The organism is Bradyrhizobium sp. 35 (assembly GCF_023073215.1).
GTDB lineage: Bacteria > Pseudomonadota > Alphaproteobacteria > Rhizobiales > Xanthobacteraceae > Bradyrhizobium > Bradyrhizobium canariense_D.
The window spans coordinates 63,535-81,030 of record NZ_JADPJC010000050.1; the positions used below are offsets into that span (position 1 = coordinate 63,535).

General features: G+C 64.6%; 17 protein-coding genes and 1 pseudogene. 13 read left to right on the forward strand and 5 right to left on the reverse strand.

Annotated elements, in window-relative coordinates; genetic code table 11:
• Position 1: 1 nt before the first annotated feature.
• The 3 genes from IVB36_RS08450 to IVB36_RS08460 are packed head-to-tail and all read left to right on the forward strand — an operon-like array spanning position 2 to position 1,614.
• Positions 2 to 364 (forward strand): hypothetical protein, encoded by a 363-nt coding sequence (locus IVB36_RS08450; protein ID WP_247391213.1) that lies wholly within the window; start codon positions 2 to 4, stop codon positions 362 to 364.
• The gene (locus tag IVB36_RS08455) at positions 361 to 996 is read left to right on the forward strand and encodes a TerC family protein (RefSeq protein ID WP_085395854.1); all 636 of its coding nucleotides are present in this window, start codon (positions 361 to 363) and stop codon (positions 994 to 996) included. The genes IVB36_RS08450 and IVB36_RS08455 overlap by 4 nt, the downstream gene beginning before the upstream one ends.
• A gap of 33 nt (positions 997 to 1,029) precedes the next feature.
• The gene (locus tag IVB36_RS08460) at positions 1,030 to 1,614 is read left to right on the forward strand and encodes a TIGR00645 family protein (RefSeq protein WP_085352737.1); all 585 of its coding nucleotides are present in this window, start codon (positions 1,030 to 1,032) and stop codon (positions 1,612 to 1,614) included.
• Positions 1,615 to 1,636: 22 nt separating this feature from the next.
• Here IVB36_RS08460 and IVB36_RS08465 read toward each other — a convergent pair whose 3' ends face one another.
• Positions 1,637 to 2,575 carry a LysR family transcriptional regulator gene (locus IVB36_RS08465; protein WP_085362156.1) on the reverse strand — a complete coding sequence of 313 codons (939 nt, stop codon included), beginning with the start codon at positions 2,573 to 2,575 and terminating at the stop codon, positions 1,637 to 1,639.
• 264 nt (positions 2,576 to 2,839) lie between these two features.
• Here IVB36_RS08465 and IVB36_RS08470 point away from each other — a divergent pair, with 264 nt between their 5' ends.
• A complete protein-coding gene (locus IVB36_RS08470) occupies positions 2,840 to 3,310 on the forward strand; it encodes a hypothetical protein (protein ID WP_247391215.1) in 471 nt (156 codons plus the stop codon).
• 33 nt (positions 3,311 to 3,343) lie between these two features.
• Here the strand turns inward: IVB36_RS08470 and IVB36_RS08475 are convergent, their stop codons facing one another.
• Complete coding sequence (locus tag IVB36_RS08475) at positions 3,344 to 4,426, reverse strand: substrate-binding domain-containing protein (protein WP_085362157.1); 1,083 nt, start codon at positions 4,424 to 4,426, stop codon at positions 3,344 to 3,346.
• A 112-nt stretch (positions 4,427 to 4,538) separates the two neighbouring features.
• On the opposite strand from IVB36_RS08475, the gene IVB36_RS08480 reads away from it, so the two are divergent.
• Positions 4,539 to 6,023, forward strand: coding sequence for an aldehyde dehydrogenase family protein (locus IVB36_RS08480; protein ID WP_247391217.1), 1,485 nt, complete (start codon positions 4,539 to 4,541; stop codon positions 6,021 to 6,023).
• A 186-nt stretch (positions 6,024 to 6,209) separates the two neighbouring features.
• The gene (locus IVB36_RS08485; protein ID WP_247391219.1) at positions 6,210 to 6,473 is read left to right on the forward strand and encodes a hypothetical protein; all 264 of its coding nucleotides are present in this window, start codon (positions 6,210 to 6,212) and stop codon (positions 6,471 to 6,473) included.
• 7 nt (positions 6,474 to 6,480) lie between these two features.
• On the opposite strand, the pseudogene IVB36_RS08490 reads toward IVB36_RS08485, so the two are convergent.
• Positions 6,481 to 7,376: pseudogene (locus tag IVB36_RS08490) on the reverse strand (alpha/beta fold hydrolase).
• Positions 7,377 to 7,556: 180 nt separating this feature from the next.
• Here IVB36_RS08490 and IVB36_RS08495 point away from each other — a divergent pair.
• From IVB36_RS08495 to IVB36_RS08510, 4 genes are all read left to right on the forward strand, one after another.
• Positions 7,557 to 8,945 (forward strand): 3-deoxy-7-phosphoheptulonate synthase class II, encoded by a 1,389-nt coding sequence (locus IVB36_RS08495; RefSeq protein ID WP_085352741.1) that lies wholly within the window; start codon positions 7,557 to 7,559, stop codon positions 8,943 to 8,945.
• Between the two features lie 4 nt (positions 8,946 to 8,949).
• Positions 8,950 to 9,303 carry a diacylglycerol kinase gene (locus tag IVB36_RS08500; RefSeq protein ID WP_018459355.1) on the forward strand — a complete coding sequence of 118 codons (354 nt, stop codon included), beginning with the start codon at positions 8,950 to 8,952 and terminating at the stop codon, positions 9,301 to 9,303.
• A 91-nt stretch (positions 9,304 to 9,394) separates the two neighbouring features.
• Positions 9,395 to 11,152: an NAD+ synthase gene (locus tag IVB36_RS08505; protein WP_247391221.1), complete on the forward strand. Its 1,758-nt coding sequence runs from the start codon at positions 9,395 to 9,397 to the stop codon at positions 11,150 to 11,152.
• Between the two features lie 147 nt (positions 11,153 to 11,299).
• Positions 11,300 to 11,872 carry a putative immunity protein gene (locus IVB36_RS08510; protein WP_204510900.1) on the forward strand — a complete coding sequence of 191 codons (573 nt, stop codon included), beginning with the start codon at positions 11,300 to 11,302 and terminating at the stop codon, positions 11,870 to 11,872.
• 95 nt (positions 11,873 to 11,967) lie between these two features.
• Here IVB36_RS08510 and IVB36_RS08515 read toward each other — a convergent pair whose 3' ends face one another.
• Together IVB36_RS08515 and IVB36_RS08520 are read right to left on the reverse strand one after the other, a co-directional pair.
• Positions 11,968 to 13,155: a DUF2865 domain-containing protein gene (locus IVB36_RS08515; protein WP_247297624.1), complete on the reverse strand. Its 1,188-nt coding sequence runs from the start codon at positions 13,153 to 13,155 to the stop codon at positions 11,968 to 11,970.
• 131 nt (positions 13,156 to 13,286) lie between these two features.
• Positions 13,287 to 13,592, reverse strand: coding sequence for a hypothetical protein (locus tag IVB36_RS08520; RefSeq protein ID WP_026233782.1), 306 nt, complete (start codon positions 13,590 to 13,592; stop codon positions 13,287 to 13,289).
• Between the two features lie 291 nt (positions 13,593 to 13,883).
• Between IVB36_RS08520 and cysS the strand changes: the two genes are divergently transcribed.
• From cysS to cimA, 3 genes are all read left to right on the forward strand, one after another.
• Positions 13,884 to 15,266 carry a cysteine--tRNA ligase gene (gene cysS / locus IVB36_RS08525; protein ID WP_247370848.1) on the forward strand — a complete coding sequence of 461 codons (1,383 nt, stop codon included), beginning with the start codon at positions 13,884 to 13,886 and terminating at the stop codon, positions 15,264 to 15,266.
• Positions 15,267 to 15,381: 115 nt separating this feature from the next.
• Positions 15,382 to 15,891 carry a GNAT family N-acetyltransferase gene (locus IVB36_RS08530; protein ID WP_085385796.1) on the forward strand — a complete coding sequence of 170 codons (510 nt, stop codon included), beginning with the start codon at positions 15,382 to 15,384 and terminating at the stop codon, positions 15,889 to 15,891.
• Positions 15,888 to 17,486 (forward strand): citramalate synthase, encoded by a 1,599-nt coding sequence (cimA, locus tag IVB36_RS08535; RefSeq protein ID WP_085395863.1) that lies wholly within the window; start codon positions 15,888 to 15,890, stop codon positions 17,484 to 17,486. The genes IVB36_RS08530 and cimA overlap by 4 nt, the downstream gene beginning before the upstream one ends.
• The last annotated feature ends 10 nt before the right edge of the window (positions 17,487 to 17,496 follow it).

The following is a 17,496-nucleotide window of genomic DNA, read 5'->3' on the forward strand; positions in this document are numbered from 1 at the left end:
CATGAGCGTAGTTTCGGACGAGGATAAGACAGGGACTGCGGGCGCTAGCGGCCAGATGGCTGGCGGCGACCCGCGCCTCGACAAGCTTGTCCGTCGCCTGCCGCCGCGCATGGGCGACACCGTCACCTATCTGCTCAAGCCATCCAGCCGCTGGGTGAGAATCCCTTCGGGTGCGCTGCTGATTGTCGGCGGCGTGCTCTCCTTCCTGCCGGTGCTCGGTGTCTGGATGCTACCGCTCGGCCTCGCTTTGCTCGCAGAAGACGTGCCCGCGCTGCGCTCCGCGCGCGCCAAGGTTCTGGATTGGGTCGAGCGGAAGAAGCCGCACTGGCTCGATCCGTCCGCACCGAAAAATGACCAATCATGACTGAATTCATCACCACCGAAGCGCTGACCGCGCTGCTTCAGGTCGTCCTGATCGACCTCGTGCTCGCCGGCGACAACGCCGTCGTCATCGGCCTTGCCGCAGCCGGCCTCCCGGCCGAGCAGCGCCGGCGCGCCATCGTCGTCGGCATCATCGCCGCCACCGCCCTGCGCATCGTCTTTGCCGGCGTCGCGACCCAGCTTCTGCAAGTGATCGGGCTATTGCTCGCCGGCGGCGTGCTGCTGCTCTGGGTGTGCTGGAAGATGTGGCGGGAGCTGCGCGAGCAGTCCGCGCATGCGAACGAGCTCGCGTTCAGCCATGGCGGCAGCAGCGCTGCGCCTGCGTCCCGAAAGACCTTCAGGCAGGCGGCGGTGCAGATCGTCGCCGCCGACGTCTCGATGTCGCTCGACAACGTGCTCGCGGTCGCGGGCGCTGCGCGCGAGCATCCCTACATCCTCGCTTTCGGCCTGCTATTGTCGGTCGCGTTGATGGGCGTTGCCGCCGATTTGCTCGGCCGCGTGCTCCAGAAGCAGCGCTGGATCGGCTATGTCGGCCTCGCCATCATCGTTTACGTCGCCTTCGAGATGATCTATCGCGGATCGCTCGAGCTCGCGCCTGTGATCGCGAGTCTCTGAGGCAACGCGCCTGTCCATCATCCGGAGTGATCAATGACGTCCGAACCCAAAGCACCTTCGGCGGATTCCGTGCCGGCGCCGCAAATCGGCCCGTTTGCCCAACTCATCTTTGGCTCGCGCTGGCTGCAGGTCCCGCTTTATGTCGGCCTCATCGTCGCGCAGGCCGTCTATGTGCTGCTGTTCCTGAAGGAGCTCTGGCACCTGGTCGTGCACTCGTTCGACGCCAGCGAGCAGCAGATCATGCTGGTCGTGCTCGGGCTGATCGACGTCGTGATGATCTCGAACCTGCTGGTGATGGTGATCGTCGGCGGTTACGAGACCTTCGTCTCGCGCCTGAACCTCAGCGGTCATCCGGACGAGCCGGAATGGCTCAGCCACGTCAATGCCAGCGTGCTCAAGATCAAGCTTGCGATGGCGATCATCGGCATCTCCTCGATCTCGCTGCTCAGGACCTTCATCGAGGCGGGCAATCTCGGCACGACGCGGAGCAATTTCACCGAGAGCGGCGTGATGTGGCAGGTGCTGATCCACCTGACCTTCATCATCTCCGCGATCGGCATCGCCTGGGTCGACCGCCTCGGCGATAGCGGCCAGCGCAAGGGGGTCGGCCACGGCTGAACGTCAGACCGTCGGCGTTTGATCAGGCGATCTGCGGATGCGCCGCGTTTTCCCGCCGCTCGCGCTCGCCCAGTTCGCGCACCAGCTCCTGGAGGAAGGATTCCGTGTAAGCGGGGAGGGTGCGCTCGGCGCGAACGTAGATGCCGAGATCTGACCACACCGGGCTGCCGGCATTGTCGAGCGGCAGGAAGACGAGCCGGCTGTCGCGCGACAGCCTGCTGATGCCGAGCTGGGTCTGGAAGGCGACGCCGACGCCGCGCGCCGCGAGCTCGCGCATCAGGTCGATCGAGTTGGCCTGGATGGCCGGCTCCGGGGTCTCGGAGAGCTGCGCGATCAGCGGCTGGAGCAGATGATAGATCGACAGCTCCGGCAGCGCGTGGATGACGGGAAAGGCGAGACATTGGGGCAGCGTGACCGTCTTGCCGCGCGCCAGTGGATGCTCGCGCGCGACGACCGCGCCCAGGCGAAACCGTTTCAAGGCGACCTGGCGCAGGTCCGGCGGATGCCGCAGCGCCATGGCGATGCCGATGTCGGCCTCGCCGCGGCTCAGGGCCTCCAGCACGTCCGACGATCCCTTCACCTCGGTGGTGAAGCTGACGCGCCGGGCGCGGCCGCGATGGGAGGCTATCAGGTCGGGCAGCACCGACTCCGTGAGCGACTCGATGCAGGCAATGCTGACGGTGCCGTGCCAAGTCCCCGCCAGGGATGCGACGTCCGAGCGGAAGCGGTCGAGGTCCTGGAGCACGTTCATGACGTGCCGGGCCAACATCTCGCCGACCGTCGTCAGCGTCAGGCCGCGCGCATTGCGCTCGAACAAGGGTGACCCAACCTCCTGTTCAAGCTTGAGAATCTGGCGGCTTACGGCCGACGAGGCAACGTTCAGCATGCGCGCAGCGGCCCGGATCGAGCCGGTGCGGCGGACGGCGTGGAAGTACTGGATGGCTGGTGAGTGAAATCGCATGGGACCCCCGGCCGGACTATAGCCGTTGCCGAAACGGCATCAACGTGTACGAAATTCTGTGCTTTTCGAGCGCGCTCCTCCCACCTAGGTTCGCCGCCGGCTTGGCCGGTCCTGTCGGGCCGCCATGCCATGCGCAACGAGGCGCCAGGGGATCCCGGGTGGACGAGAACATTGTTTGCGAGGTCGCGCCGGACACGCGTCTGGTCGATCGCCGTCGCGCGGCGGCCTATGTCGGCGTGACCGCCGGAACGCTTCGAGCAGCTGGTGCGCGACAGCGTCGTGCCACCGCCGGTCATGGTGGACAACAAGCGGCGCTGGCCGCTCGCGTTGCTCGACGTTGCGAAGGACGCGGTTGTCGCCAGCAGCATGCCGTGCCTGCCGCAGGTGATGGTCGAGATTGCGCAGGACGCGCGTCCCTGCGAACGGGCCCCCGCACCAGCCTCGCACGAACTGCCGGATAAAAACTGGTTCGAGCAGCGCGCGCGGTTCGTTCAGCGCGTGCGCCGGTCGCTGCTGTCGGGCAACGAGATACGGCTCTTGCGCGAGTTCAAGCTGCTCAGGCAGAACCAGATCAGCATGTTCGGCTATTACGGCAGTTTCGAAGCCCTGATGGTGCGCGGCTACATCGTCGAGCTCGCGCGAAAGCCGCCGTCGAGCCGTCCGCTGGTGACGTACCGGCTGACCGCGCAGGGCGAGCGGGTCATGTCGGCGCTCAAGGGCGAGCCGGCGATCTGACCGGCGCGGACAAGGCGATGGCATCCTCCGGCATCATCGCACGGCGTGCATCTCCAGAAATGCCTTCACGCCGGTGACGGTGCCCGTATCCGACGGCACATAACCGGGCAGGGTGGCGATGGCTGCGCGAAAATCGGCGCTGCGGATGATCTCCAGGATGCGCTGCATCGGCCCGGTGTCCAGGAACGCGCGCTTGCAGACGAAGAAATAATCCTCGGTCAGGAGCCGGATGAAATCGAGGCCGAAATGCCGGGCGGCGGCTTCGACGCCGAAGCTCGCATCAGCCATGCCGCTCGCGACATAGGCTGCGACCGCGGCGTGGGTGAATTCGATCTGCTGCGCGCCCTTGATCCTGCTCTCGTCGATGCCGTTTGCCGCAAGCAGTTGGTCGAACAGAAGCCGCGTGCCGGAATCGTGGTCGCGGTTGACGAAGCGGACTTTTGGTCCGGTGAGATCATCGAGCGAAGCGATGCGCAGCGGATTGCCGCGCGCGACCATCAATCCCATTTCGCGTGTGACGAAGCTGATGATGCGATCCTCGCGCGGATCGAGCCATTCGCGCGCAGCCTTGATGCCCTGAGCCCGTAGCGCGCCGTGCGGCAGATGCAGGCCGGAGAGATCGCAGGCGCCCTGCGCCAGCGAGACCAGCGAATGCTGGTTGCTGACATAGCGCAGATCGACGCCGATGCCGGGCTCGCGGTCGAGGAATTCGCGCAGTTTTGCGACCGCAAAACCGTGGCTGGCATGCACGCGGATCACCGACGGGCGCTGCTCGAGGAACGGCTTGATCTCGCTCGCCAGCTCCTGTGCCAGATTCTCAAGCTGAGGTCCGAGCCGAGCCTGCATGCGCTCGCCCGCCCACACCAGCCGCTCGCCGAACGGCGTGAGTTTCGAGCCCTTGCCGCGCTGGGTCTGCACCAGCGGCGTGCCGAAGAACTCCGACCATTGCTCGATCAGATTCCAGACATGGCGATAGGAGAGGTGCGCATCCTTGGCCGCGCTGGTGATCTTCCCGGTTCTCCTGATCTCGTTGAGGACGCCAAGCATGATGACGGCGGTGCGCGGATTGCCCTCCCGGCGAAACCGCCAGACGGCCTCGATCTCGATCTGAAGCATTGGTCCTCCCTATGAACTACATTTCATATGACCGCGGTCCATTTGCAATCCATATCATATTTACTCCCGTCCACAGGCGCCTAGTCTGGTATACCAGAACTGGAGGAATATGATGTCTGTTGCATATGACTTTGCACACTCGCCGGCCACCGAGTTCATGTCCCGGCCACAGCATCTGCTGATCGACGGTCGCCGCGTCCCGGCGAGCTCCGGTCGCACATTCAAGTCGCTCAATCCGGCTACCGGGCAGGTCATCGCCATCGTCGCCGAAGGCAACGAGGCCGATGTCGATCATGCAGTAGCGGCCGCGCGCCGGGCCTTCGAAGGCCCCTGGCGCACGATGCGGGCGTCCGAGCGCGGCCAGATCCTGCTGCGCTGGGCAGACCTGCTCAAGGCTCACGCCGAGGAGATCATCGAACTCGAGTCGATCGATGCGGGCAAGCCGATCGCCGCGACATCGCGGCAGGATTTTCCGGCCGCCGTCGACACGCTGATTTACTACGCCGGTTGGGCCGACAAGATCAGCGGCGACGTCGTGCCCGTGCGCGATGATGCCCTGACCTACACCGTGCGCGAGCCGGTCGGCGTGGTCGCGGCGATCGTGCCCTGGAATTTCCCGCTGATGATCGGGATGTGGAAGCTCGCGCCGGCGCTGGCCTCCGGGTGCACCATCGTGATGAAGCCGGCCGAGCTGACCTCGCTGTCGGCGCTACGCATCGCCGAGCTCGCGCTTGAAGCCGGCCTGCCGGCGGGCGTCTTCAACGTCGTCACTGGCCCCGGCCGCGTCGTCGGCGACGCGCTGGTCAATCACCCTGACGTCGACAAGGTCACCTTCACCGGCTCTCCCGGTGTCGGGCGGGGAATCATGAAGGGCGCCGCAAGCAACTTCAAGCGCGTCTCGCTCGAGCTGGGCGGCAAGTCGGCCAACGTCATTTTCGACGATGCCGATCTCGAAGCTGCATCGAAAGCTGCGGCTTCCGGCATCTTCTTCAATGCCGGCCAGGTCTGCTCGGCCGGCTCCCGCGTGCTGGTGCAGGAGAAGGCCTATGACGAGGTCGTCGAGCGGCTGGCGGCGCGCGCAAAGTCGCTCAGGATCGGCGACCCGCTCGACCGCAAGACGGTGCTCGGTCCCGTCATCTCCGAGAAGCAGATGAAGTCGGTCCTCGATTATGTCGACATCGGCCGGAAGGAGGGCGCGACCCTCGTCACCGGTGGCGAGAAGGTCGGCGATCGCGGCTACTTCATCAGCCCCGCGGTGTTCGCGAATGTCGCGCACGAGATGCGGATCTCGCAGGAAGAGATCTTTGGCCCGGTCGTCAGTGTCATCAGGTTCAAGGACGAGGCCGACGCTTTGCGGATTGCCAACGGCACGGCTTACAGTCTCGCCGCCGGCGTCTGGAGCCGCGACATCGGCAAGCTGCAGCGCTTCGCCAAGCGAGCGCGCGCGGGCACAGTCTGGATGAACACCTATGGCTATACCGACGTGCGGCTGCCCTGGGGCGGCGAGCGCGACTCCGGCCTCGGCCGCGAGCACGGCACCGCCGCGCTCGACAATTTCACCGAGCCCAAGGCGGTCTGGATGAATCTGGCCGTTTGATACCTCCCGAGCGGCCAAGCCTGGAGCCCGCCTGACCACCCGTGCAGGCGGGCTCTTTTTCGAGATCGATAAAATTGTCTGCATTCCGCTCAGCTGCGGCAAACCGTGCGGACAAGAACCGCGCGGCCTTAAACCCCGGCTTTGGAACCGGCGTGCATCCTGCCTGCAACAGGGTGGGGCATCAGCATGTCAGTTCTCAGGGAGGTCGTCGTCGCAATCGCGGGAGTCTACGCACTTCTGTTTGCGTGCGACGCAATGTTCGGGATCGGCGAGGCGCGCTTCGACGACGCCTATTACAGCGCCAGCTTCTATGCGCCGCGGCCGAAGGAGTTTCGTTTCGCCGGCGATACGCCGCCGGCGGTCCGCGTCAGCGAGGCGTTTGCGCAATTCGCGCCGGGCGAAGCCAAGCCGAACAAGCGCTACTCGTCGCTGACCACGATCCTCCGGTAAGCACTGTCTATTCTCCCTGGATCCATTCCGCGACGCCACGCCACAACGTGTCGCGATGTTCGGGGCGGAAGAAGCCGAAATGGCCAATCGCCTTGGCGCCGACGTCGGACGGCTTCACGTTGATTACCTCCGGCTTGATTGCGGTGAATCCGCTCGCAAGCAGCTCGACCGCGGGCCGCGTCGCCCAGGGATCGTCGGAGAAGCAGAGGGTGCGCAACTCGCCCTTGAACCTGGCGAAATTCTCCAGCGCCGGCAGCTTTGAATCGAAGAGATAACGGGGGCTCGAGACCCACTCGGCCCATTGCAGGAAGACGCCCTTGGGCAGATCCTCGCCGATGCCGGCCCAGCCCGGCGCGTAACCGAGCGCGTGGACGAGCGGCACGCCGACAAAATTCATGAAGGCGAAGACGCGGTATTTTTCCGGCGACGTCATCAGCCGCCAGGTCGCCGCCTGCGAGGCCACGAACGCGGCGCGCGAGATGTCCGCGTTGTTCGCGATCAGCCCGAGCGCTGGCCGCCAAAGGAGTGCCCGACATAGGCCAAGGGCAGAGTGTGGTAGCGCTCGCGCATCTAGTGCACTGCGGCGGTGACGTCGAGCGCGGCCCAGTCCGACATCGAGGCCTTGAAGCCGACCAGCGATTTCGGCTGGTTGTAGCCAACCATCGCCGGCAGCCGGGAGTCGCCGATGCCGCGATAGTCGTAGGTCAGGACTGCGCAGCCGCGATGGGCGAGATAGGAGGCAAAGCCGCGATAGATTTTTCGCGGGACGGCCGTCGCCGAATTGACCAACACGGCATGACGTTTGGTGCCGCGGGGCAGGAATAGCGTGCTGGTCAGCGCATACCCGTCGGTCGCCGGGAAGCTGATCTCGTCGATGAAAACGTCGTCCAGTGCCGCGTCCATGGACCGAAGGTATCTGCCAGTTTCCAAGCTGTTTCCCAGCAAATGCGAATTTGGCTTTCCCCGCAAGGCTTTGCAGTGCCAGACGGATTTACAACTGGCGGCCGGTGGCCAGCCTGTGTATAAGGCGACCCTCGCAACCCACAGATCAGGTTGTGCTTTTTGCTTCACGGAGAGATTGCGATGTCCGAGCGGTGGACGCCCGAATCCTGGCGCAGCAAGCCGGTGCTACAGGTGCCCGATTATCCCGACGCCAAGGCCCTGGCCGACGTCGAGGCGCAGCTTGCGACCTTTCCGCCGCTGGTGTTCGCGGGCGAGGCACGCAATCTGAAGAAGGCGCTGGCGCGGGTCGCGGCCGGAGAGGCCTTCCTGCTGCAGGGCGGCGACTGCGCCGAGAGCTTCGCCGAGCACGGTGCTAACAACATTCGCGACTTCTTTCGCGTGCTGCTCCAGATGGCGGTGGTACTGACCTATGCCGGCGCCGTCCCGGTGGTGAAGGTCGGGCGCGTCGCCGGCCAGTTCGCAAAACCCCGGTCCTCGCCGATGGAGAAGATCGACGGTGTCGAGCTGCCGAGCTATCGCGGCGACATCGTCAACGACATCGCCTTCACCAAGCAAGCACGCGTCCCCGATCCGCAGCGCCAACTGATGGCCTATCGCCAGTCGGCCGCGACGCTGAACCTGCTGCGTGCCTTCGCCACCGGCGGTTACGCCAATCTCGGCAGCGTGCATCAGTGGATGCTCGGTTTCCTCAAGGACAGTCCGCAGTCCCGCCGCTACAAGGAATTGGCCGACCGCATCTCCGACGCGCTCAATTTCATGCGCGCCTGCGGCCTCGATCTCGAGGCCCATCCCGAGCTGCGCGCCACCGATTTCTACACCAGCCACGAGGCCCTGCTGCTCGGCTACGAGCAGGCCATGACCCGCGTCGATTCCACCACTGGCGACTGGTACGCGACCTCGGGTCACATGATCTGGATCGGCGACCGCACCCGCCAACTCGACCACGGCCATATCGAATATTTCCGCGGCATCAAGAATCCGATCGGGCTCAAATGCGGCCCGTCGCTCAAGCCCGACGAGCTGCTGAAACTGATCGACGTGCTCAATCCCGACAACGAGCCGGGCCGGTTGACGCTGATCGGCCGCTTCGGCTCCGACAAGATCGGCGAGCACCTGCCGAACATGATCCGCGCCGTGAAGCGCGAGGGCAAAGTGGTGATCTGGTCGTGCGATCCCATGCACGGCAACACCATCACCTCGACGTCGGGTTACAAGACGCGGCCCTTCGATCGCATCCTGTCCGAGGTGAAGTCGTTCTTCGCGATCCACGCCGCGGAAGGCACCCATGCCGGCGGCGTGCATCTGGAGATGACCGGCCAGGACGTCACCGAGTGTCTCGGGGGCGCCCGCGCGATCACCGACGAGGATCTCAACGACCGCTATCACACGGTCTGTGATCCCCGGCTCAATGCCGAGCAATCCATCGACATGGCTTTCCTGGTCGCAGAACTGCTGAAGCAGGAACGCGCCGGCAAGATCAGGCCGATGCCCGCCGCAGCGGGGCTCTAGAACCTTGCTGCGGATCTGGAAGGCCACGATCAATTCCCGTAACGGTCTGGCCTTTGCGTTCCGCTCGGAGCAGGCCGTCCGCGAGGAAATCGTTGCGCTCCTCTTGTCGCTGCCGCTCGCGTGGTTCGTCGGCGCGACCGCGATGCGGGCGGTCGAGCTGATCTGCGCGGTCGCGTTCGTGCTGGTGGTCGAGCTGCTCAATACGGCGATCGAGAAGCTTGCCGACCGGCTGACCATGGATCACGACAAGCAGATCGGACGGGTCAAGGACATGGGCTCGGCCGCGGTCGGTGTCGCGCTGCTGATGGCCGGCGCGTTCTGGATCATCGCCATCATCGAGCGATTGGGATTTCTTTAAAGCGCGTATCGCGCTTTAAACTGTTTTTTCAGCATGATCTTTTCGGAAAACCGCTTCACTCTTTTCCGGATCATGCTCTGATCGGAGCTCCATGACCGAACGTCTCAACGCATTCGCGGTCACGCTCGCCCAGCTCAATCCGACCATGGGCGACATCGAGGGCAATGCCGCGAAAGCGCGCGCGGCGCGCGTGCAGGCAGCCGCCGACGGTGCCGATCTCGTGCTGTTTCCGGAATTGTTCATCGCCGGCTACCCGCCGGAAGATCTCGTGCAGAAGCCTTCCTTTCAGGCCGCCTGCCGCGCTGCGATCGAAGCGCTGGCGCGCGAGACCGCCGATGGCGGGCCGGCGATGCTGATCGGCACGCCCTGGGTCGAGGAGGGCAGGCTCTATAATGCCTGCGCGCTGCTCGATGGCGGCCGTATCGCTGGCCTGCGCTTCAAATGCAATCTACCGAATTACGGCGTGTTCGACGAGAAGCGGCTGTTTTCGCGCGGGCCTGCCGCCGGCCCCGTCACCGTGCGCGGCGTGCGCGTCGGTGTGCCGATCTGCGAGGACATCTGGCTTGAGGAGTCCGAGGACTACGAGAACGTGGTCGAGACGCTGGCCGAGACCGGCGCCGAGATCATCCTCGTGCCGAACGGCTCGCCTTACGCCCGCGACAAGGCCGACGTGCGCTTGTCGGTCGCGGTCGCGCGCGTCACCGAGAGCGGTCTGCCGCTGGTCTATCTCAACCAGGTTTGCGGCCAGGACGAGTTGGTGTTCGACGGCGCCTCCTTTGCGCTCAACGGCGACCTTTCGCTCGCAGCGCAATTGCCGGCGTTCGCGGAGAGCATCACCACACTGCACTTCACGAGAAGCGGCGACGATTGGCGTTGCACCGGGCCGATCGCCGCGCAGCCCGAGGCAGACTACGCCGACTACGCGGCCTGCGTGCTGGGCTTGCGCGACTACGTCGCCAAGAATGGCTTTCCCGGCGTGCTGCTCGGCATTTCCGGCGGCATCGACTCCGCGCTGTGCGCGGCGATCGCGGTCGATGCACTCGGTTCCGATCAGGTGCACGGCGTGATGCTGCCTTATCGCTACACCGCGGCAAGCTCGATTGCGGACGCCGGCGAGCTCGCCGGCCATCTCGGCATCCGTTACGAGGTGCTGCCGATCGCCGAAGCGGTAACCGGGTTCGAGACCATCCTGTCCGGCGTCTTCAAGAATCTGCCGCCCGATGTCACCGAGGAGAATCTCCAGGCCCGCACCCGCGGCACGCTGCTGATGGCGATCTCGAACAAGACCGGCCTGATGGTGGTGACCACAGGCAACAAATCGGAGATGTCGGTCGGCTACGCCACGCTCTATGGCGACATGAACGGCGGCTTCAATCCGATCAAGGACATCTACAAGACGCAGGTGTTTCGGCTGGCAAGCTTGCGTAATTCGTGGAAGCCCGAGGGGGCGCTGGGGCCGGCCGGTGAGGTGATCCCGCCCGACATCATCACGCGTCCGCCGACCGCGGAGCTGCGCGAGAACCAGACCGCCCAGGATTCGTTGCCGGCTTACGACGCGCTTGATGCCATCCTGGAGCGTCTCATCGAGCGCGAAGAGCCGCTCGATATAATCATCGCCGCGGGCTTTGACCGCGAGACGGTCACCCGCATCGACCATCTCCTCAACGTCGCCGAATACAAGCGCCGCCAGGCCGCGCCCGGCGTCAAGGTCACAGCCAGGAATTTCGGCCGCGACCGCCGCTATCCCATCACCAACCGCTTTCGCGACAAAGGCGAGCAGCTCGCCGCTCCGGATGAGACGCTGGTCTCGCGTGGGAGCAAAGCCTCGATCGACGCGTTTGAGGGGTAGGGGGTGCCAGTTCGGGTAGCTTGGAGATTGCATTCCGCTGTCGTCATCCAATGAGGTGATCCATATCTTCTGGCATCCTGCTTGGGCGATCGAATTCGACCATAGAGCATTCATAGGTGTGCTCCGGAGCTGGTGGTGGGCGAAAGCATGGCAGACGAAATCTCCCTTGACATGGATGATCTCCGAGAGGTTGCAGCCTATGCGGCGGCAAATGCCGCGGACGTGCTGGAAATATTCGAGCGGGCGCATCCAGTGGATTTCCGGCCCCGTGACGCAGTCGAAGCAGCGCGGACCTTCGCGAAGGGAGGCAAGCGGGTAAAGACCCTGCGCGATGCAGCCTGGGCAGCGCTGAAGGCAGCAAACGAATCCAAAGGTGCGGCAGCCAGCCAAGCCGCACGCGCGGCGATGAGTGCCTCATCCGCGGCGTATCTTCATCCCCTGGCTCGATCGACCCAGGTCAGGCACATTCTTGGCGCGGCGGCCCACGCCGCACGGGCCCTCGAACTCGAAACGGCTGCGAATCCCGGTGTCGGTGTAGACTATATTGAGCACGCCGCCCGGCGCGCGACGCCTAGATTTGTTCGTGTCTTGGGGCGCTACCCGACAGCGCCGCTTGGCGGCGGCCGGGTCGGGGAACTCTTGCGCGCAATTGATTGGATGATTCGCGAGGCAAACGGTCTCGCCACCCATTTCGCTGTTATCAGCCGCGAAAGCAGATGATCCAGTACGCTGCGCCGGTCGTCGTGAAAACCAGCTGATGCCAGCGTACAGGATGGCCCCCGCTTTCGCGGGGGCATGACAGCGGAGGACGTGACCTACTTCTGCTGCTGCGGCAAGAAGCTTGGTCCGACCGAACGGATCGGCTTGTTCTCGGACGAGGTCGTAGCGGTGCCGGTATCGGCAGGCGGAGTCGCGACAGGTGCAGCCGCCGTGGTCGGCGTCGCACCCTTCTTGCCATTGGCGGCAGGCGTGCCCTTGTTGAGCTGCCGCTGCTGCATTTTCTTGGCGCTCTCCTCGGTGACGATGATGTCACCTTGCTGTTCGGCCGACGCCTTGTCGTCGGCCGATTTGAGCGCGTCCGCCCAGGTCTGGCCCGCGGCCTTGCAGGAGCAGGACGGGTTGAACTCGCTGCGGAATTTGAACGCGGTCGGCAGCGCCGTGTAGGGCTGGCCGCTGGTGGAGACCGCGGAGTTCATGTCTTCACCGGGATTGCGATGGGTGTAGAGCACGGCCTCGGCGGCCGGGCACAGCGCCTTGCAGGTCTTCTCGTCGTCGGGGAAGCGCGCCGGCACGGTCGCAAACGAGACCGGGAAGTAGGCGCCGTCGCAGGTGCGCACGCACACAGTGCGATAGGTGCCTGATTGCGGGCCGAGATCGGACGGCGGCACGCCTTGCGGATTATTGGGGTTGTTGCCGCCGAACAGATTGCTCAGGAAATTGCCGCCGCCTTGCGACTGCGCCGCATTGGCATATTGCGGGCCGCAATTGTTCTGCGCCAGCGCTGCCAGCACCGAGCGGCGCTGGTTGTCACGCTCGGGGCTAAAGCCGCCGGGGCCGCCGCCGCGCAGGCGTTCGAGATTGCCGGTGATCTGGTCCAGATTGGCGCGCATCTGCTGGATCTGGGTGTTGACCGGACCGCATTGCGCCGACTGGCCGCTGAACAGCGAGAAGAAGCCGGAGGAATCGCAACCCATGCGCTTGGCCTGCATGGTGACACGATCGAGCTCGGCCTGCTGCTTGGTCTGAGATTCCTGATAGCGGCGGATCTGGTCTTCGCGCGCGGGATCACCGCCGCCGCCACGATCGAGACCGGCGAGCTGACCTTCCAGGCGCGCGCACATCGGGTTGGGTCCGAGCCCGTTCTGGCCGGGCTGAGGCGGCGGTCCCGGCGGGCCGGCCTGTGCGAACGCGTTATTGGCGAGCGCAACCGTGCTGAAGAGCACGGCACAGGCAAGGATCGAGCGAGCACGGGAGAGAGACAAAAATTCAGGCATATCCGCCATTCTAGCGAGGTCACGGCCACGCGTGATGTGGGGAGGCCGGAGCGCGCCCTCCCATAGCCGCTTCCTGCGGCATCGTCACGTCGTTTCAGAGGCCAGCGATTGGGCCTAAGGTACGCCAGTTCCGAGCGAATTCAGCGCTGGCAGGTGATTGCGACATATTCGTCGCAATGGCCATGGGAGCAGTTTGCGCCGGATTTGGGGACAGAGCCGGTAATTTCGTCGGGATCGACCCGGCGATAGGCCGAAGCCTGGGCAAAATCGCGTGACTGGCAGTAGGTGCGGGCGACCTGCGCGCCGCATTTGTCGCTCTTGGCCAGGCACTGATCGACGCCGTAGCCGTCCGCCTGGTTTGGGATGATGAAGACGCGGGTCTCCGCGAGAGCGCTGGACGCCGCAAGGATGGAGGCGCAGGACATGAGCGCGAGCAATGATCGCATGAAAACACCGGGGCAAAAAATGTGAACTGCCAGTTCCAGAATGGGCTCAAATGGTTAAGGAGATGAACCATCTGCGCGCGGCGGCTGCGCATTGCGGAGATAAGACGGCGTTTTCGCGGCTCTCTTGACGCGGGGCCGCCTCATAGCCCATATGTTCCGTCATGAACGGTCTCCTCGTCATTTGCGCCATTTGCCGCGAGATTACGAGCTAGCGATTCGCTGGCTGGAGCCGTCTTTTCTCAAAACCATTGAGAGCACTGGACGCCCGGCCAACAGCCGACGGGTATCCTTATGGAATTGCGCCTTTACGATACGCTGAGCCGGGAAAAGCGCACCTTCGTGCCGCTCGATGCCAAGAACGTCCGCATGTATGTCTGCGGACCGACGGTCTATGACTTCGCCCATATCGGCAATGCCCGGCCGGTGATCGTGTTCGACGTGCTGTTTCGGCTGCTGCGCCATCTCTACGGTGAGGCGCACGTCAAATATGTCCGCAACATCACCGACGTGGACGACAAGATCAACGACCGCGCCGCGCGGGATTTCCCCGGCCTGCCGCTGAACGAGGCGATCCGGAAAGTCACCGAGCAAACCGGCAAACAGTTTCACGCTGACGTCGACGCGCTCGGCGCGCTGCGGCCGAGCGTCGAGCCGCGCGCCACCGAGCATATCGGCGAGATGCGCGAGATCATCGAACGGCTGGTTGCCGGCGGCTTTGCCTATGTTGCCGAGGATCACGTGCTGTTCTCGCCGCAGGCGATGAACGCGGCCGATGCCGGGTTGCCGCGCTATGGCGCGCTGTCCAATCGTTCGCTGGACGAGATGGTTGCCGGCGCCCGCGTCGATGTCGCGCCCTACAAGAAAGGCAACACCGACTTCGTGCTGTGGAAGCCGTCCAAGCCCGGCGAGCCGTCATGGCCGTCACCCGCCGGCGTCGCCGCGCAGGGGCGCCCGGGCTGGCATGTCGAGTGCTCGGCCATGGCCTGGAAGCATCTCGGCGAGCACTTCGACATCCATGGCGGCGGCATCGATCTCGTGTTTCCGCATCACGAGAACGAGGTCGCGCAGACCTGCTGCGCCTTCCACCGGGAGCGCATGGCGAACTACTGGATGCACAACGGCTTCCTGCAGGTCGAGAGCGAGAAGATGTCGAAATCGCTAGGCAACTTCGTCACGATTCACGAACTGCTCGCGGACTGGCCGGGCGAAGTGCTGCGCCTGAATATGCTCAAGACGCATTACCGCTCGCCGATCGACTGGACGATGAAGTCGCTGGAGGAGAGCGCCAGGACGCTCGACGATTGGTATCGGGGTGCGGCTGACGTCGCATCCGGCAAGCCCGCCCCCTCAGTGGTCGAGCCGCTGCTCGACGACCTCAACACGCCGCTGGCGATCGCGGCGCTGCATGGGCTGCGCGGCAGCGATGTTGGTGCCCTCGCGGGTTCGTTGCGTCTGCTCGGCTTTCTCTCCGAGAGTGCCGCGCAGTGGGAAGGACGCAAGCAGCAGGCGAGCGGCGTCGATGCCAAGGAAGTCGAGCGCCTGATCTCGGAGCGGACGGCGGCGCGTGCGCGCAAGGACTTTGCGGAGTCCGATCGTATCCGCGATCTGCTTGCCGCGATGGGCGTTGCGATCAAGGATTCCAAGGAAGGGACGACGTGGGAGGTCGCACGATGAAGCGACCCGATACGCCTTTTCCGCGGCACTGGTTCTATTACATCGCGCTGAAAATCCTGCTGCTCGGCGCTGCCGTGGCGCTGGCGCTGAAACTCTATGGGATGTGGTGAAGACGATGGCACAAGCACTCCCAAAGCCTGGCTTGCGGCCCTTTCTGCCGGAGGACGTGCCGGTTCTCGCCGCGATCTTCACCGCCAGCATCGAAGAGCTGACCGGCGAGGACTATAGCGAGGCCCAACAACAGGCCTGGATGGCGTCGGCGGAAGACGAAGAGTTCGGCAAGGGGCTCGCCTCCGACCTGACGCTGATCGCAACGCTGGAGGGGTCACCGGTGGGTTTTGCCTCGCTGCAGGGCAAGGATCATATCCGCATGCTCTATGTGCATCCGGCCGTGGCCGGGCAGGGCCTCGCGACCATGCTCGTCGATGCGCTGGAAAAGCTTGCGGGCGGCCGCGGCGCCGACAAGCTGACGGTCGATGCCAGCGACAACGCGCAGGGCTTTTTCGCCAAGCGCGGCTATGTCGCCATGCAGCGCAACAGCATCACTGTCAACGACGAATGGCTGGCCAACACCACCATGCAGAAGACGCTCGGCAGTGGACCCGCGTCGGGAGCGCTGCAATGAGCAAGGAGCGCCTCTATCTGTTCGACACCACGCTGCGCGACGGCGCGCAGACCAACGGCGTCGATTTCACGCTGACCGACAAGCAAATCATCGCCCAGATGCTCGATGAACTCGGCATCGACTATGTCGAGGGCGGCTATCCCGGCGCCAATCCGACCGACACCGAGTTCTTCGGCACCAAGCCGAAGTTTTCGCATGCGCGCTTCACCGCCTTCGGCATGACGCGGCGAGCGGGGCGCTCGGTTTCCAACGATCCCGGTGTGGCCGGGCTGCTGGAGGCCAAGGCCGACGTGATCTGCTTCGTGGCGAAGTCGTCGGCCTATCAGGTGCGCGTTGCCCTGGAGACGACGAAGGAGGAGAACCTCGCCTCGATCCGCGACAGCGTCGCAGCGGCGAAGGCTGCCGGCCGCGAGGTGATGCTCGACTGCGAACACTTCTTCGACGGTTACAAGGAGGATTCCGGTTTCGCGCTCGCCTGCGCGAAAGCTGCTTATGAAGCCGGCGCGCGCTGGGTGGTGCTGTGCGACACCAACGGCGGCACCATGCCCAACGAGGTCGAAGCGATCGTCGCCGAGGTGGCGAAGCACATCCCCGGCGATCATCTCGGCATTCACGCCCATAACGACACCGAGCAGGCGGTGGCGAATTCGCTCGCCGCGGTGCGCGCCGGCGCGCGGCAGATCCAGGGCACGCTGAACGGCCTCGGCGAGCGCTGCGGCAACGCCAATCTCTGCTCGCTGATTCCGACCTTGAAGCTGAAGGCCGAGTTTGCCGACGCCTTCGAGATCGGCGTCACGGCGGAGAAGCTCGCGACCCTGGTCAAGGTGTCGCGCACGCTCGACGACATGCTCAATCGCGTGCCCAACCGGCATGCGGCCTATGTCGGCGAGAGCGCGTTCGTCACCAAGACCGGCATCCATGCCTCCGCCGTGCTGAAGGATCCGCAGACCTACGAGCACGTGTTGCCGGAGCTGGTCGGCAATCATCGCAAGGTGCTGGTGTCCGATCAGGCCGGCCGCTCCAATGTCATCGCCGAGCTCGACCGCGCCGGCATCGCCTACGAGAAGAGCGATCCGAAACTGTCGCGGCTGGTCGAGGAATTGAAGGAGCGCGAGGCGCAGGGCTACGCCTATGAATCCGCCAACGCCTCGTTCGAGCTGCTGGCGCGGCGCACGCTCGGCAAGGTGCCGCATTATTTCGAGGTCGAGCAGTTCGACGTCAATGTCGAGCAGCGTTACAATTCGCATGGCGAACGCGTCACCGTGGCGCTGGCGGTGGTCAAGGTCGACGTCGCCGGCGAGCATCTGATCTCGGCGGCCGAAGGCAACGGTCCCGTCAACGCGCTCGACGTCGCGCTGCGTAAGGACCTCGGCAAGTACCAGAAATATATCGAAGGCCTGACGCTGATCGACTACCGCGTTCGTATCCTCAACGGCGGCACCGGCGCGGTCACGCGCGTCCTGATCGAGAGCGAGGACGAGAACGGCGACAGCTGGACCACGGTCGGGGTGTCCCCCAACATCATCGACGCCTCGTTCCAGGCGCTGATGGATTCGGTGATCTACAAGCTGGTGAAGTCGGGCGCGCCGGCGTAGGGCGGCGGTG